At 71.3% G+C, this 14021-nt stretch carries 14 protein-coding genes; 10 read left to right on the forward strand and 4 right to left on the reverse strand.

Translation table 11 applies throughout. The features are described from left to right. The first annotated feature begins 48 nt into the window (after positions 1-48). From B9S64_RS33735 to B9S64_RS33745, 3 genes are all read left to right on the forward strand, one after another. Positions 49-1107 (forward strand): DUF6397 family protein, encoded by a 1059-nt coding sequence (locus B9S64_RS33735; RefSeq protein ID WP_103491138.1) that lies wholly within the window; start codon positions 49-51, stop codon positions 1105-1107. Between the two features lie 41 nt (positions 1108-1148). Continuing rightward, complete coding sequence (locus B9S64_RS33740) at positions 1149-1637, forward strand: GNAT family N-acetyltransferase (RefSeq protein ID WP_103491139.1); 489 nt, start codon at positions 1149-1151, stop codon at positions 1635-1637. Between the two features lie 232 nt (positions 1638-1869). Further along, positions 1870-2532, forward strand: coding sequence for an LAETG motif-containing sortase-dependent surface protein (locus tag B9S64_RS33745; protein WP_103491148.1), 663 nt, complete (start codon positions 1870-1872; stop codon positions 2530-2532). Positions 2533-2591: 59 nt separating this feature from the next. Here the strand turns inward: B9S64_RS33745 and B9S64_RS33750 are convergent, their stop codons facing one another. Then, entirely contained in the window at positions 2592-4736 is a 2145-nt protein-coding gene (locus B9S64_RS33750; RefSeq protein ID WP_109492196.1) for a SpoIIE family protein phosphatase, read from the reverse strand. A 178-nt stretch (positions 4737-4914) separates the two neighbouring features. Between B9S64_RS33750 and B9S64_RS33755 the strand changes: the two genes are divergently transcribed. Next, on the forward strand, positions 4915-5976 hold the full coding sequence (locus B9S64_RS33755; RefSeq protein ID WP_103491140.1) for an enoyl-CoA hydratase/isomerase family protein: 1062 nt from the start codon (positions 4915-4917) through the stop codon (positions 5974-5976). A gap of 87 nt (positions 5977-6063) precedes the next feature. Here B9S64_RS33755 and B9S64_RS33760 read toward each other — a convergent pair whose 3' ends face one another. Further along, entirely contained in the window at positions 6064-6291 is a 228-nt protein-coding gene (locus B9S64_RS33760) for a hypothetical protein (protein WP_103491141.1), read from the reverse strand. Between the two features lie 85 nt (positions 6292-6376). Beyond that, on the reverse strand, positions 6377-6874 hold the full coding sequence (locus B9S64_RS33765) for a hypothetical protein (protein ID WP_103491142.1): 498 nt from the start codon (positions 6872-6874) through the stop codon (positions 6377-6379). Positions 6875-7005: 131 nt separating this feature from the next. Between B9S64_RS33765 and B9S64_RS33770 the strand changes: the two genes are divergently transcribed. Next, entirely contained in the window at positions 7006-7869 is an 864-nt protein-coding gene (locus tag B9S64_RS33770; protein WP_103491143.1) for a pentapeptide repeat-containing protein, read from the forward strand. Between the two features lie 78 nt (positions 7870-7947). Here the strand turns inward: B9S64_RS33770 and B9S64_RS33775 are convergent, their stop codons facing one another. Continuing rightward, the gene (locus B9S64_RS33775; RefSeq protein ID WP_103491144.1) at positions 7948-8481 is read right to left on the reverse strand and encodes an SRPBCC family protein; all 534 of its coding nucleotides are present in this window, start codon (positions 8479-8481) and stop codon (positions 7948-7950) included. A 139-nt stretch (positions 8482-8620) separates the two neighbouring features. Here B9S64_RS33775 and B9S64_RS33780 point away from each other — a divergent pair, with 139 nt between their 5' ends. The 5 genes from B9S64_RS33780 (at position 8621) to B9S64_RS33800 (ending at position 14002) form a co-directional block, all read left to right on the forward strand. Further along, a complete protein-coding gene (locus B9S64_RS33780; RefSeq protein WP_103491145.1) occupies positions 8621-9988 on the forward strand; it encodes a radical SAM protein in 1368 nt (455 codons plus the stop codon). Positions 9989-10066: 78 nt separating this feature from the next. Continuing rightward, complete coding sequence (locus B9S64_RS33785; protein ID WP_103491146.1) at positions 10067-10768, forward strand: SDR family oxidoreductase; 702 nt, start codon at positions 10067-10069, stop codon at positions 10766-10768. A 411-nt stretch (positions 10769-11179) separates the two neighbouring features. After that, positions 11180-11731 carry a glycoside hydrolase family 25 protein gene (locus B9S64_RS33790; protein ID WP_103491147.1) on the forward strand — a complete coding sequence of 184 codons (552 nt, stop codon included), beginning with the start codon at positions 11180-11182 and terminating at the stop codon, positions 11729-11731. 158 nt (positions 11732-11889) lie between these two features. Further along, on the forward strand, positions 11890-13620 hold the full coding sequence (gene ctaD / locus B9S64_RS33795) for a cytochrome c oxidase subunit I (RefSeq protein WP_109492197.1): 1731 nt from the start codon (positions 11890-11892) through the stop codon (positions 13618-13620). A 40-nt stretch (positions 13621-13660) separates the two neighbouring features. Then, the gene (locus B9S64_RS33800; protein ID WP_103493327.1) at positions 13661-14002 is read left to right on the forward strand and encodes a hypothetical protein; all 342 of its coding nucleotides are present in this window, start codon (positions 13661-13663) and stop codon (positions 14000-14002) included. Positions 14003-14021 lie beyond the last annotated feature (19 nt).

Genomic DNA, 14021 nt, shown 5'->3' on the forward strand with positions numbered 1-14021 from the left:
GGATTAATCTGGTGACAGACAGTATCCGACCATGCGGGGGAGACAGCCATGACCGCCACGGAAGCCACCTGCGGGCGCACCACGGGGACGTACACGAATCGTCGGAGGCGTACGGCCCGCGAGCACGCGTCGGACCCGAGGACCGCCGGACCTGCTGCCGCGGGCCCCGCGGCCACGGTCGCCTCGGGTCGGGCCGCCCAAAAACTCGGCCTGAAACGCGGTGAGTTCGACCTCGCCGTGCATCTCGGCCTGATCGGCACGGAGGCTCCGCCGGGCGGCGGGAACCCACGCGTCGGCCGAGCCGAGATCGACCGGCTCCGCGCCACGGCCGGATTCCCCGACTCGCCGCGCGACACGGTGCGCACGGCCGGGACGGCCGAGGCGGCCGCCCTGCTGGGCATCAGCCCCGTCCGGTTCACCGGACTGGCACGCGTCGGCTGCGTGTCACCCGTCGCCTTCTCCCTCAACCACTACCGGGCGGTGGTCTGGCTCTACCTCGTGGAGGAGCTCACGGTATTCGCCGCCAGGGAGCCGGAGCTGCTCAGCGGGAGGGCTCCGGACGGAATGCGGGCCGTGCTGAAGGCCGGCGGCGACCGGCGCGCGCGGAACTGGCGCGCACACAGGACGGGCCGCTTGCTGAGCCGGACGGCGGACCCATGGGCCCGCGCGGCCGTGCGGGCCTCGGCCCTGGACCCGGTCCAGCTCGCCGAGGTGGTGGACGACCCCTACGAGAGGGCCTACCTGGTACGGATGCGTCCGGCCGGCGCCTTCGGGCGTCCCGGGTCGGTGTCCGGCAGGGAGGCGATGGAGCAGCTGATGCCGGCCGACGATCCGGACGAGATCCTCTGGTGCCGGGTGAACCTGATCATGGAGCTGGACCGGGCGCGTGAGTGCCGCCCCGCGCCGCGCCCGGGTGACGGCCGCCCACGGTGCGGACCGGCAGCGGTGCCATCGGGTCCCCGGGTGCCGCCCCGGTCTGTCGGCAGGGAGGGCCGCGGTGGTCACGGCCGCCCCACCGGTCCGCGCCCGGGGCTCCGCCTCCGGCTGCTCTCCCGTCTCGGTCCGGGCAGGGCCGCCCGGCCGCTTCCGTCGGGCCGGGACCGTTAACACCTTGCGGACGGCCTCCCAGGGGCGGCAGGTTGGCCCCCATGCTGATCAGGGAAGCCACCGAGGACGACTGGCCCGCCGTCTGGCCCTTCTTCCATGACATCGTCCGCGCGGGTGAGACCTTCACCTACCCCCTTCACCTGGGGGAGGAGGAGGCACGCGGCTGGTGGTGCGTCACCGAGCCGAACCGCACGGTCGTGGCGGTGGACGAGGCGGGCACGGTCCTGGGCACCGCCAAGATGAACCGCAACCACATGGGCAACGGCTCGCACATCGCGAGCGCCAGCTACATGGTCGATCCCCGGCACTCCGGCCAGGGCGTGGGCCGGGCGTTGTGCGAGTACACCGTGGGCTGGGCGCGTGCGGCCGGATACCGCGCCATGCAGTTCAACGCCGTGGTGGAGACCAACACCCGGGCCGTGGCCCTGTACCGCTCGCTCGGCTTCGAGGTACTGGGCACCCTGCCCGAGGGCTTCAAGCATCCCACGAAGGGTTACGTCGGACTGCACATCATGCACAAGGCCCTCTGAGGCCTCACAAGAAACCGTCGACGCCCTCCGGGAGCGACAGCTTCCGGCCATCTTCGGACGGCCGGTCCCCGGCCCCACGGGACCCGCGCGCCCGTCATGTCGTAAGTCGCGTCGGTCTGGGGCTGGTTGGTTCAACCAATGGTGTGCGGGGTGGGTGGGGTGGCCGGGACACCTGGCAGTACTGTGCGCTCCACCGCCATCTGGGCGGTGCATCTGTACGGAGGAAGAATCCATGACCATACCCAGGAGATCGCGGCGCGGCGCGGGAGTGTTCGCGGCCGCCGCGGTTGCCGGCCTGGCGGGCGGCATCGTGTTCGCCTCACCGGCCGCAGCTCATACCCCCACCTGGGCCGTGAACTGCTCCGAAGTCACGCTCAACCTCACGGCTTACTCGGCCAAGGCCGAGAACGAGGTGACCGTCTCCGTCGAAGGCGGTGACGTCCTGCTTCCCACCACGAAGTTCGGCCGGGAGTACCGCACGAGCACGCCCCTGCAGCTCCCCGCGCACGACAAGGAGCTGACCGTCCGTCTCGTCGTGAAGGCGGGCGACAACGACCGGTACTCGGTCGAGGACACCAAGACGGCTCCGGTGTGCGAGGACAACACGCCGTCCCAGGCCCCGACCACGGAGCCGCCGACCGCGACCCCGAGCGAGGAGGCGCCGTCCGAGGCGCCGAGCACGGAGCCGCCGGCGACCGAGCCGACCGCCACTCCGAGTGAGACCGCGTCCGAGGCCGCGCCGGCCCCGGCCGAGTCGAGCTCCAGCGCGCCCGACCTGGCGGAGACCGGCTCCTCGTCGGCCACGCCGGTCATCGGTGGCGCCGCCGTAGCGGTGCTGCTCGCCGGTGGCGGCATCCTGTGGTCCGTCCGTAAGCGCCGCGCCACGCAGCACTGACGTCACGCGACCCCGGTCCGCCGCGCGGTGCGTGGCGGACCGGGCGGGGGCGTACCGCATCAGATCCGATGCGGTACGCCCCCGCCGCGTCCCGTCCCGAAGGGCCGCCGGGCGGTCGGACCGATCTCGCACCAGACGGCCTTGCCCTCCCCACGCGGTTCGATGCCCCACCGCGCGGTGACCGCGTCCAGGAGCAGCAGACCCCGCCCCGACGTCGACGTCTCGCCCGGAGCGCGCCGCCGCGGCCACACGCTGGAACGGTCCTGCACCGAGAGCCTGATCCGCCGTACGGGTTCCGGCAGGACCTCCAGGGTGAGGACGGCGCCACCCTCCGTGTGCAGCAGCACGTTGACCAGCAGTTCACCGGTCACCAGCTCCGCGTCGTCCGCGAGTTCCGCCATGTCCCAGTCGGTCAGGGCCTTGCGCACGATCGTCCGGGCCTCCGAAAGCCCTTCCGGATCGGCCTGGTGGATGTACTGGCGCAGCCGTGGAGCCCGTACCGGGTCGACGTCCGGACCGCGCCGCAGGACCAGGAGAGCGACGTCGTCCCCCGCGCCCCAGCGCTCCCACAGTCTGGCCGACAGATGGTCGGCCAGGTCCTCGGCGCCCTCCGGCCCCTCGCTCACCTCCCGGGCGAGGGCGGCCATCCCCTGGTCGAGGCCGGCGCCAGGCTCTTCCACCAGGCCGTCGGTGTACAGGACGAGGGACTCGCCCGGAAGCAGGTCGATACGGGTCTCCGGGAACTCCTCGTCCACGAACTCGGTCGAGATCCCCAGCGGGAGCCCGCCGCGCACCTGCGGGGAGCCCACCCGGCCGTCGGTGTGCCGTACGAGCGGACCGAAGTGCCCGGCGCGGGCCAGACGCACGGCACCCGTGGCGAGGTCCACCTGCGCGTAGGTGCACGTGGCGAAGCGGTCGGTGTCCAGCTCGGCCAGGAACCGGGAGACGCGGGCCATCACCGTCGCCGGAGGGTGCCCCTCGGCGGCGTAGGCACGCAGGACGATGCGCAGCTGTCCCATGATCGCGGCGGCATGCGTGTCATGACCCTGCACATCGCCCACCACCACGCCGACACGGCTCCTGGGCAGCGTGACCACGTCGTACCAGTCGCCGCCGACGTCCCGGCCGCTCCACGCCGCGTGGTACCGGACCGCGATCTCCCCGCCCTCGACCGCCTGGATCCGCCGGGGGAGCATGGCCGACTGGAGACCGGTGGCGAACTCCCGCTCCTCGTCGTACAGCATGGCCCGTTGCAGGGACTGGGCCACGATGGCGGCCAGCCCCAGGTAGAGGATCCGTTCGTCGGCGCTGAAGTCCGTGCGTTCGCCGTAGAACAGGGCGAGCGCGCCCAGCGGCCGCGCGTGGGCGACCAGCGGGAGATAGGCGGCGGCCCGGATTCCCGGCCCGTCCACGTGCGGCTGGAGCACGGGATAGCGACGGGCCAGCTCGGGGACCGACGTGACGAACCGGGGGCGGCCGCTGAGGACCGTGTCCCCCAGCGGCAGCCCCGCGTCGAGGTCCCCGGACCCCGGTCCGTCGAACGCCTCCAGCGTCTCACCGCTCAACGCGATGATGTCGAGCGTGGACCCCTCCACCAGGCCCAGCGCCAGTCCGTCCGCCCCCAGCATGGCCAGACCGCCAGGACCGGTGAGCGCGGCGGTGACGTCGTCCACCGTCATCGCACGTGACAGCGCCGCCGTCGTCCGTTCGACGATGTCGGTCTGTCGCCTGCGCCGCTCCTCCAGATCCAGCACGAACGCCGAATGCGTGACCTCCGCCGTCGCGTCCCGCACCACACCGACCACACGGTGTGCCCGCCCGTCCCCGGAACGCATGATCATCCCCTGCACATGGGTCCACTGTCGGGCACCGTCGGGCAACGGCACACGGAAGTGGATGCTGTAGGAGCCGCTCCCACCGGTGAGGGCCTCGTCGATCGTGACGGCCAGCCGGGCACGCTCCCCGGGATCCAGCCGCTCCACCACGATCGACGGCCGTGCCGCGAACGCCACCGGGTCCACGCCGAAGACCGCCAGGCCCGCTTCGTCGATGTCCAGGGTCCCCGCCGCCAGGTCCCACTCGAAACTGCCGGTCCGGTTCAGCGCGAGACGCGTCGCGGTCCCGGTGTCACCGCCCGGACCCGGGACGAACCGGAACAGCGGTGGGATCGCGCTGTCTCCCGCTTGCCGTGCAGAGTCGGTCATGCCTGCTCCGAGATCGTCCGGCGGGGGGTCCTCGGCGTGGCGGCCCGTCGACCCCAATTGTCGAACCCGTCGCCCGGGTGTGCCACACCTGTCTCCTCCGGCCCCGGCTCCGGAGCGCCAGGACCCACGTCGCACAATGGCCCACGGAGATCACTTACGGCTGACCGGAGCGCACCCCATGAACGACGTCGAGTCCGTCCTGCTGCACACCGAGGGCCACGTCCTGCACATCACCCTCAACCGCCCCCGGGCCCTGAACGCCCTCACCCACAGCATGGTCCGGACCATCGACGAGGCCCTCGACCTGGCCGCCGCCGACGACGCGGTCGTCGCCGTCCTCATCAGCGGTGCCGGTGAGCGCGGACTGTGCGCGGGCGGCGACATCCGCTCGATCTACGAGGACGCCAGGGCGGGACGCCGCGCCTCGGTGGACTTCTGGCGCGACGAATACCGGCTCAACGCCCGGATCGCCCGGTTCCCCAAGCCGTACGTGGCCCTCATGGACGGCCTCGTCATGGGCGGCGGTGTCGGCGTGTCGGCACACGGCGACATCCGTGTCGTCACCGAGCGCTCACGCGTCGCCATGCCCGAGACCGGCATCGGCTTCGTCCCCGACGTCGGCGGCACCCGCCTGCTCGCCACCGCGCCCGGCGAACTCGGCACCCACCTCGCCCTCACCGGCCGCCCGGTGGACGCCGCCGGTGCCCTCCTGTGCGGGCTCGCCGACCACTTCGTCCCCTCCCACCGGCTGCCCGGCCTCGTCCAGGCCCTCGCGCGGTGTGCCGCCCCCGCCGAGGTGACGGAGACCGTACGGCGGTACGCCACCCCGGCACCGGACGCCGAACTCGCCGCGCACCGCACGTGGATCGACCGCTGCTACACCGCCGCCACCGTCGAGGAGATCATCGAGCGGCTCACCGACGACGGAGCCCCGGAGGCCGGGGAGACCGCCCGCGAACTGCTGGCCCTGCCGCCCACCTCCCTCAAGGTGACCCTCGAAGCCGTGCGCCGAGCCCGGCGGCTCGACAGCCTGGAAGCGGCACTCGACCAGGAGTTCCGCGTCTCCTGCCGGGCCTTCGACGGCCACGACCTGGTGGAGGGCGTGCGCGCGAGGATCATCGACAAGGACCGGAGCCCCATGTGGGACCCCGCGCGCCTCGGTGACGTCACCGCCGACGAGGTCGCCCGCCACTTCCAGCCGCTCGGCGAACTGGAACTCGGCCTGTGTCCCGCACCCTGATCCGGCCCTCCCCGCCCGGGGCCCCGGCCCGGCACTCACCCCCGCGCCGCCTCCAGACGTCCGGCGGTCCGGTCCCACGCCCCCGGATCAGCGGTCCGGGGCCTCCGTGCCCGGCCGGATCGCCCGTACGAGCGCGAACAGCCGGTCCTCGTTCCCCGACAGTCCCGCACTCCGCAGAGCCTCGTCCGCCTCCTCGATCGGTGACGCCAGCAGCGGCAGATACAACGGCGTGTCGTCCGGATCCGCGAGGACCGCCCGGGTGGTCTCCAGTAACCGCACGTACGCCTGGGCCGCGGTCACGTCGTCATCGCGCATCTCAGCATCTCCCGCTCGAAGGTGTCGGACCGTCAAGCATCCCTCACGGGTCCGACAACGGGCCGTGTGCCGCAGGTTCAACCGCTCAGGGCCCCCTCCCGTCCTTCGCGCGCGCGGCACCGGCGGGCGGTTCGACCTCCAGGAAGCGCCGCCGCCGAGGCCCCCGGTACAGCAACGGTGTCCACCCCGACCGCCGCAGAACGGTGAGGCACCGGCCCAACGCCTCCTCCTCGTCGTGCGCCGCCCCGCTCCCCGGCGGGCCCACCCACTCCACCCGCACCGCCCCCGGCGACTCTCCCGCGCACACGCGGTAGCCCGTGGCCGTGCGCTCACCGGACGCCCCCGTCGCCGATGGCGGGACCCCCGCCGCCTCCAGGGCGAGCGCCACGGCGCGCACCGGCCGGTTCAGCTCCCACGCGGCGGGGACACTCTCCGGCTCCGGCCCCGCCCCGGTGAGCCGCCGGATCTGCAGCATCCCCTCGAACGCCGTCCGCACCGCACCGGCGCGCACCCCTGGAGGCCCGGCTGCCGGCGGGCCGTCCCCCGTGGAGGGTACGAACGCCGCCCCCTGCGAACCGTCCACGCCCTGTCCTCTCGCCCGTACGATGATCCGTCACCCAGTGTGCGCCGCCCCACCGACAGCGGGCGGGCCGTGCGGCCCCGGCTGCCCGGATAAACTCGGCACCCAGCGACGTACCCGGAGGAAACGAGCACGTGTCCGACACCGACCCGATACCCTCATCCGCCGCCGAGCGGGCAGACCTCCGAGCCGACTGCGCGAACTGCTTCGGGCTGTGCTGCGTCGCGCTGACCCTGACCGCGTCGGCCGACTTCGCCATCGACAAGGACGCCGGGGCCCCGTGCCCCAACCTTCAGGACGACTTCCGGTGCGGCATCCACACCCGGCTGCGGCCGGAAGGGTTCTCCGGATGCACCGTGTACGACTGCTTCGGCGCGGGGCAGAAGGTCTCGCGGCTGACCTACGAGGGCCAGGACTGGCGGCGGCGGCCGGACACCGCCCGACAGATGTTCCAGGTCTTCCCGGTGATGCGGCAGCTCCACGAACTGCTCTGGTACCTCACCGAGGCCCTGAGCCTGCCCGCCGCCGCCCCTCTGCACCCCGAGCTGCGCGCCTCGCTGGAGAGCACCGAACGTCTCACCCTGTCTCCGGCCGGAGACCTCGCCGCACTGGACGTCTCGGCCCACCGCGAGCAGATCGCCGCGCTGCTGCTGCGCGCCGGTCAACTCGCGCGCGCCGCGGGCCACCCGCGCAAGAAGCGCGACCACCGGGGGGCCGACCTCATCGGCGCCCGGCTGCGCGGCGCGGACCTGCGCGGTGCCGATCTGCGCGGGGCCTTCCTCATCGCGGCGGACCTGCGCGGCGCGGACCTGCGACTGGCCGATGTCATCGGCGCCGACTTCCGTGACGCCGAACTGTCCGGCGCCGACCTCACCGACGCCCTCTTCCTCACCCAGGCCCAGGTGAACGCGGCCCGGGGCGACACCGCCACCCGTCTTCCCCGCGCGCTGACCCGGCCCTCGCACTGGCCGGACGGCCGACGTGGCGAAGCAGCCTGACGCCGGGTCACCCCTCGCCCCCGGTCACCAGCCGTCGCCCCCGCTCCCCGCCCCGGACTCAGCCCCCGGTCCCCGCCGTCAGCCGTCGGCCGTGTGCCGCCCGGCGGACTCCCCGTCCTCCTCCAGCGCCGCCTTGAGCCGCTCCAGCGTCGTACGGATGTTGTCCCGCTGGAAGTCCGCGAAGGTACGGCCCCGCGTCGCGACACGGTCGAAGGCGTTGGCGAGGAGGTCCGGCCAGCTCCGCCGCTCGTCGGTCCAGGTCTCGGTGACCCGGGTGCCACCGCCGGCCTCCTCGAAGCGGTACTCCCACAGGGCGATCGCACCCCGCAGCCGTGGCCGCCGGGCGCCGATCGCGTGCACCCGGAAGGCGAACCGCGCACCCGGATCGGCGGCCGTCACCGTGCACCTGGTCGTCCAGCTGAACGCGCCGCGTTTGTTGCGGCCCTCGAACACCATGCCCACGTACGCCTCCCGGCGGTCCCCGAGCACCCGCGCGCCGCGGTTCTCCGGGCTCCAGCGGCCCATCGCGGTGGGGTCGCTGACCCGCGCGTACACGAGAGAGGGGGCCGCGTCGATCAGAATGCCGCCGGAGACGGTCATGGTGCGGGCCATGGGTCACTCCTTGTCCGCGTCCGGACACCCGTCGGGGCCGGACGGATCATGTGCGAACGGTTGAGGGTGCTGGTTCGTTGGACAGTGTGGCGTACACACGAGAACGCCCAGGACACCGGACCCGAGGAGCCCCGCACCCATGGCACGTCCCATCGAAATCGGCCTCACCCCCACCGCGTCCCCGGGCGACCGCACGCGTCTGGTCGAGCGGCTCATGGAGCGGTTCCCCCATGTGCCGCGGGAAGCCGTGATCAAGGAGGATCTGCTGCGCGGCGGCGTCGCCTTCGACGAGTCCGCGCTCAGCGACAACGAACACGGCGACGTCAAGCCGAAGTCGTACTTCATCTTCTCCTTCGACCACGGCACCCTGCCCGAACTGGGGGCGGCCGCGCTGCGCAGGCCCCCGGAGGAGATCGTCCTCACCGGCGGCCCCTACGACCTGCGCCGCACGGTGGTCTCCGTGCGGGTCAACCCAGCCTCCCCGTACCGGGTGGCGGCCGCGGAGGACGGCGTCCTCGGCCTCTACCTCGACGGGAAGCGCATCTCCGACGTTGGCCTGCCGCCGATGCCGGACTACTACCGGCACACCCTGGACAACGGCAAGTCCGTGATGGAGGTGGCGCCCACGATCCAGTGGGGATACCTCGTCTACCTCACGGTGTTCCGGGTCTGCCAGTACTTCGGCGCGAAGGAGGAGTGCCAGTACTGCGACATCAACCACAACTGGCGCCAGCACAAGGCGGCGGGCCGTCCCTACACCGGGGTGAAGGACGTGGAGGAGGTCCTGGAAGCCCTCGCGATCATCGACCGCCACGACACCACGAGGACGACCACCGCCTACACGCTCACCGGCGGGGCGATCACCTCGCACATCCAGGGGCGTGACGAGGCGGACTTCTACGGGCGGTACGCCAAGGCCATCGAGGAACGGTTCCCCGGCCGCTGGATCGGCAAGGTCGTCGCCCAGGCCCTGCCCAAGGCCGACGTCCAGCGCTTCCACGACTACGGCGTGCAGATCTACCACCCCAACTACGAGGTGTGGGACCGCCGGCTGTTCGAGCTGTACTGCCCCGGCAAGGAACGCTACGTCGGCCGAGACGAGTGGCACCGCCGTATCCTCGACTCCGCCGACGTGTTCGGCGCCCGCAACGTCATCCCGAACTTCGTCGCGGGCGTGGAGATGGCCGCGCCCCACGGCTTCACCACCGTCGACGAGGCCATCGCCTCCACGACCGAGGGCCTGAGGTTCTTCATGTCGCACGGCATCACGCCGCGCTTCACCACCTGGTGTCCCGAGCCCACGACACCGCTCGGCCGGACCAACCCCGACGGCGCGCCGCTTGAATACCACATCCGGCTACTCGACGCCTACCGCTCCACCATGGAGGAGTACGGGCTCTCCTCACCGCCCGGCTACGGCCCCGCCGGCCCGGGGCGCGCCGTGTTCTCCGTCAGCTCCTTCATGGACAGCCTCGCCCCCGACTCCACCGCCGGAGCGCGCCCTTGACTTCGAGAACGCTCGAAATGATGGGATGCCCGATGTGCCCGCGACGGTCGCGGAGCGCGGACCACAGGGGGACCTCTCATGAACGAGCCTTCGACGACACTGATCACCGGCGGGGGAAGCGGGATCGGCGCGGCCACGGCCCGGCGGCTGCTGGACCGGGGTGAGCGGGTCGCGGTCACCGGGCGCGGTGCGGACCGGTTGCGCGCGTTCGCCGAGGAACTCGGCAACCCCGAGGCGCTGCTGACGCTCACCGGCGACGCCTCCGACCCCGCCGCGGTCCAGGCGGCCGTCGATGCCACCGTCAGGCGGTTCGGACGCCTGGACGCCGTCGTGGCGAACGCGGGCACGGCCACCCACGACACCCTGGCCGAGGGCGACCCCGAGGGCTGGCGCGAGATGGTCCTCACCAACGTGCTCGGCCCGGCGCTGCTGATCAGGGCCGCGCTGCCCGCGCTCAAGGCGACGCGTGGGCGGATCGTCCTGGTCGGCAGCGTGGCCGGCTTCGTCCACACACCGGGCAACCTCTACGGGGCGACCAAGTGGGCGCTCACCGGGCTGGCCGAGAACACCCGGCGCATGGTGACTGGGGACGGCGTCGGGGTGACCCTGATCGCGCCCGGACGGGTCGAGACACCGTTCTGGGACGGCCTGGGCGCCCTCCCGGACGGTCTCCTGCTGACGGCTGATCAGGTCGCGGACTCCCTCGTGTGGGCGCTGGGGCAGCCCGAGGGCGTCGATGTCAACCATGTGATCATCCGGCCCGTGGGCCAACCGGTCTGACACGGCGCCCCGGGGCGGCCCGCTCACCCGCGCCGGCCGGTGCCCGTACGGTGGCGGGGCCCGACGCGCAGCGTCCGTGCCGGGGCTCCCGCCGCCCCGTCTCCGGCCCCGAGGACGCGCCGTCCCGCCCCGGCGCGTCCTCGGGGCCCAGGGACCGTCAGGCGCGCCGCTCCCCGGTCCGTTCCGGGGGTCGATACCGCCCTCCCCGGTGATTCCTGTCGTCATGGATCGGGCCTTCCGGCGCCGAATGCGTGGGGCAAAGGCTTTCGCCGGATCACCGACTCCGTTCGCGAGGCCACTATTCCGCGACGGTGAAACGTTTCTGTGGTGGACCGGCGGATGGCGCCGGACCGCACGGGCACGTATGGGAGGGAAAGCGGAACCGCAGCACTCCCGACGGAGGTGGTGCCCGTGCTGCACGGCATCGATGTCAGCTCCCACCAGACGGACTTCGACACGGACGAGGTGGACTTCGTGTTCATCAAGGCCACCGAGGGCCGGTCCTACGTCAATCCGAAACTCGACGGTCAGGTCAAACGCGCCAAGGACGCGGGATGCGTCGTCGGCTTCTACCACTTCCTGTGGCCGGGGAACGCGAAGGCACAGGCGGAGTACTTCGTGTCCCACACACCGGAGAGGACGGGGGACCTGCTCGCGGCCGACTGGGAGCAGACCGGGGACGGCACATGGGCGAGCAGCAAGGACAAGGACCGCTTCATCCACGAGGTGAAGCGGCTGCGTCCGCACTACCGCGTGCTGCTCTACTGCAACCGTGCCTACTGGAGGACACACGACACCTCCTCGTACGCGGGCGACGGGCTCTGGATCGCGGACTACGTGACCCCGGGCAAGCCGCGCGTCGAGGCACCCTGGCGCATCCACCAGTACACCGACCGGCCGCTCGACAAGAACGTGGCCGACTTCGACTCCAAGCAGGCGATGCGTGACTGGGCCGAAGCCTGAGCCTGGCGCGTCAACGCGGCGTCGCGGGATTTGGGCCGATGGAGTGTCCTTTGCCAGCCAGAGGTGCCCAGTCCCCGGGGATGTCACGCGGTACCGCTGTGCGGGAGTCCATCCTGGTCGCCGAGTCCGCAACGGCCGTCGACCGAAGGAGTGCCGCAGTGACGACGAGGGGCCCCGCAGAATCGGTGGAAGCCGATGCCGCCTACCAGGACGAAATGCCCGTGCGCGCGAGGCAGCCGGGCAACGTGGTCATCAAGTGGCTCACCACCACCGACCACAAGACGATCGGCTCGCTCTACCTGACGACGTCGTTCGCCTTCTTCCTCCTCGGCGGCGTGCTGGCCCTCGTGATGCGCGCCGAACTGGCCCGCCCCGGCACCCAGATCGTGTCGAACGAGCAGTTCAACCAGGCGTTCACGATGCACGGCACGATCATGCTGCTGATGTTCGCGACGCCGCTGTTCGCCGGTTTCGCGAACTGGATCATGCCGCTCCAGATCGGCGCGCCCGACGTGGCGTTCCCGCGCCTGAACATGTTCGCCTACTGGCTGTATCTGATCGGTTCGCTGATCGTGGTGGCCGGCTTCCTCACCCCGCAGGGTGCGGCCGACTTCGGCTGGTTCGCCTACTCCCCGCTCACCGACATGGTGCACTCTCCCGGTGTCGGGGGCGACCTGTGGATCATGGGCCTGGTGTTCAACGGCTTCGGTACGATCCTCGGTTCGGTCAACTTCATCACCACGATCATCTGCATGCGCGCCCCCGGCATGACGATGTTCCGTATGCCGATCTTCACCTGGAACATCCTGCTGACCGCGCTGCTGGTCCTGATGGCCTTCCCGGTCCTGGCCGGGGCGCTGCTCGCGCTGGAGGTCGACCGTAAATTCGGCGCGCACGTCTTCGAGGCCGCGAACGGCGGCGCTCTGCTGTGGCAGCACCTCTTCTGGTTCTTCGGGCATCCAGAGGTGTACATCATCGCTCTGCCGTTCTTCGGAATCGTCTCGGAGATCATTCCGGTCTTCAGCCGGAAGCCGATCTTCGGTTATGTCGGTCTGATCAGCGCGACGATCGCCATCGCCGGTCTCTCCGTAACCGTGTGGGCGCACCACATGTTCGTGACGGGCGGGGTGCTCCTCCCGTTCTTCTCGTTCATGAGCTTCCTGATCGCGGTACCGACCGGGGTGAAGTTCTTCAACTGGATCGGCACGATGTGGAAAGGGTCGTTGTCCTTCGAGACACCGATGCTCTGGTCGATCGGCTTCCTGGTCACCTTCCTGTTCGGCGGTCTGACGGGCGTGCTCCTGGCCTCGCCGCCGATCGACTTCCACGTGTCCGACACCTATTTCGTCGTGGCGCACTTCCACTACGTGGTGTTCGGCACCGTGGTCTTCGCGATGTTCGCCGGATTCCACTTCTGGTGGCCGAAGTTCACCGGCAAGATGCTGGACGAGCGACTCGGCAAGATGACCTTCTGGACGCTGTTCGTCGGCTTCCACGGCACATTCCTCGTGCAGCACTGGCTGGGCGCCGAAGGAATGCCCCGCCGGTACGCGGACTATCTCGCGGCCGACGGATTCACCACGCTGAACACGGTCTCCTCGGTCTCCTCGTTCCTGCTCGGCCTGTCGATGCTGCCGTTCCTGTACAACGTCTGGAAGACCGCCAAATACGGCAGGAAGATCGAGGTCGACGACCCCTGGGGCTTCGGCCGTTCGCTCGAATGGGCCACCTCCTGCCCGCCCCCGCGCCACAACTTCCTCACCCTCCCGCGGATCCGCTCGGAATCCCCGGCGTTCGACCTCCACTACCCCGAGGTCCGCGCACTCGACGACGCGGCCACCCGCCCCCACGAGTCCGTGACGGTGGCACCCGGGGACAAGCAGGCGTGAGACCGCACCCGGGACGACCGACCCAGGAGAGGAGGACTGCGTGAAACCCGACAAGGAGAACGCCCGCGGCCTGGCCCAGGTGGAGGGCTACCTGCTCTGGAACGCCGAGGTCGAGGAGGCCCGCCGCCAGGCGGTCCGCTTCACCGAGCAGTTGCCCTGGCTCACCACCGCCCAGCGTGAGGACGTCGAACGCGTCTACCTCAGCGACCGGGTGGACCTCTGCCGGCAGACTCTCACCAGGATCGCGGACCGCGCCGTCGAACTGCGGGGCGAATACACCGAGCGGTACGCGCAGCTCAGGGCCCGCTGTGTGGCGGCGTCCGTCCTCACCGTCGGCGCGGTGAGCGGCACCTGCACCGCCCTCACACTGATCAGCCGCTGACCCGCCGCCGCCCGGGCGC

This window comes from Streptomyces sp. SM18 (assembly GCF_002910775.2).
Taxonomy (GTDB): Bacteria; Actinomycetota; Actinomycetes; order Streptomycetales; family Streptomycetaceae; genus Streptomyces; species Streptomyces halstedii.

Excerpts from the sequence above, each read along its gene's own strand:
- B9S64_RS33785 (WP_103491146.1), top strand. The coding sequence starts at position 10,067 with ATGAACGAGCCTTCGACGACACTGATCACCGGCGGGGGAAGCGGGATC.
- B9S64_RS33750 (WP_109492196.1), bottom strand. The coding sequence starts at position 4,736 with ATGACCGACTCTGCACGGCAAGCGGGAGACAGCGCGATCCCACCGCTG.
- B9S64_RS33780 (WP_103491145.1), top strand. The coding sequence starts at position 8,621 with ATGGCACGTCCCATCGAAATCGGCCTCACCCCCACCGCGTCCCCGGGC.
- B9S64_RS33760 (WP_103491141.1), bottom strand. The coding sequence starts at position 6,291 with ATGCGCGATGACGACGTGACCGCGGCCCAGGCGTACGTGCGGTTACTG.
- B9S64_RS33745 (WP_103491148.1), top strand. The coding sequence starts at position 1,870 with ATGACCATACCCAGGAGATCGCGGCGCGGCGCGGGAGTGTTCGCGGCC.
- B9S64_RS33755 (WP_103491140.1), top strand. The coding sequence starts at position 4,915 with ATGAACGACGTCGAGTCCGTCCTGCTGCACACCGAGGGCCACGTCCTG.
- B9S64_RS33775 (WP_103491144.1), bottom strand. The coding sequence starts at position 8,481 with ATGGCCCGCACCATGACCGTCTCCGGCGGCATTCTGATCGACGCGGCC.
- B9S64_RS33740 (WP_103491139.1), top strand. The coding sequence starts at position 1,149 with ATGCTGATCAGGGAAGCCACCGAGGACGACTGGCCCGCCGTCTGGCCC.
- B9S64_RS33735 (WP_103491138.1), top strand. The coding sequence starts at position 49 with ATGACCGCCACGGAAGCCACCTGCGGGCGCACCACGGGGACGTACACG.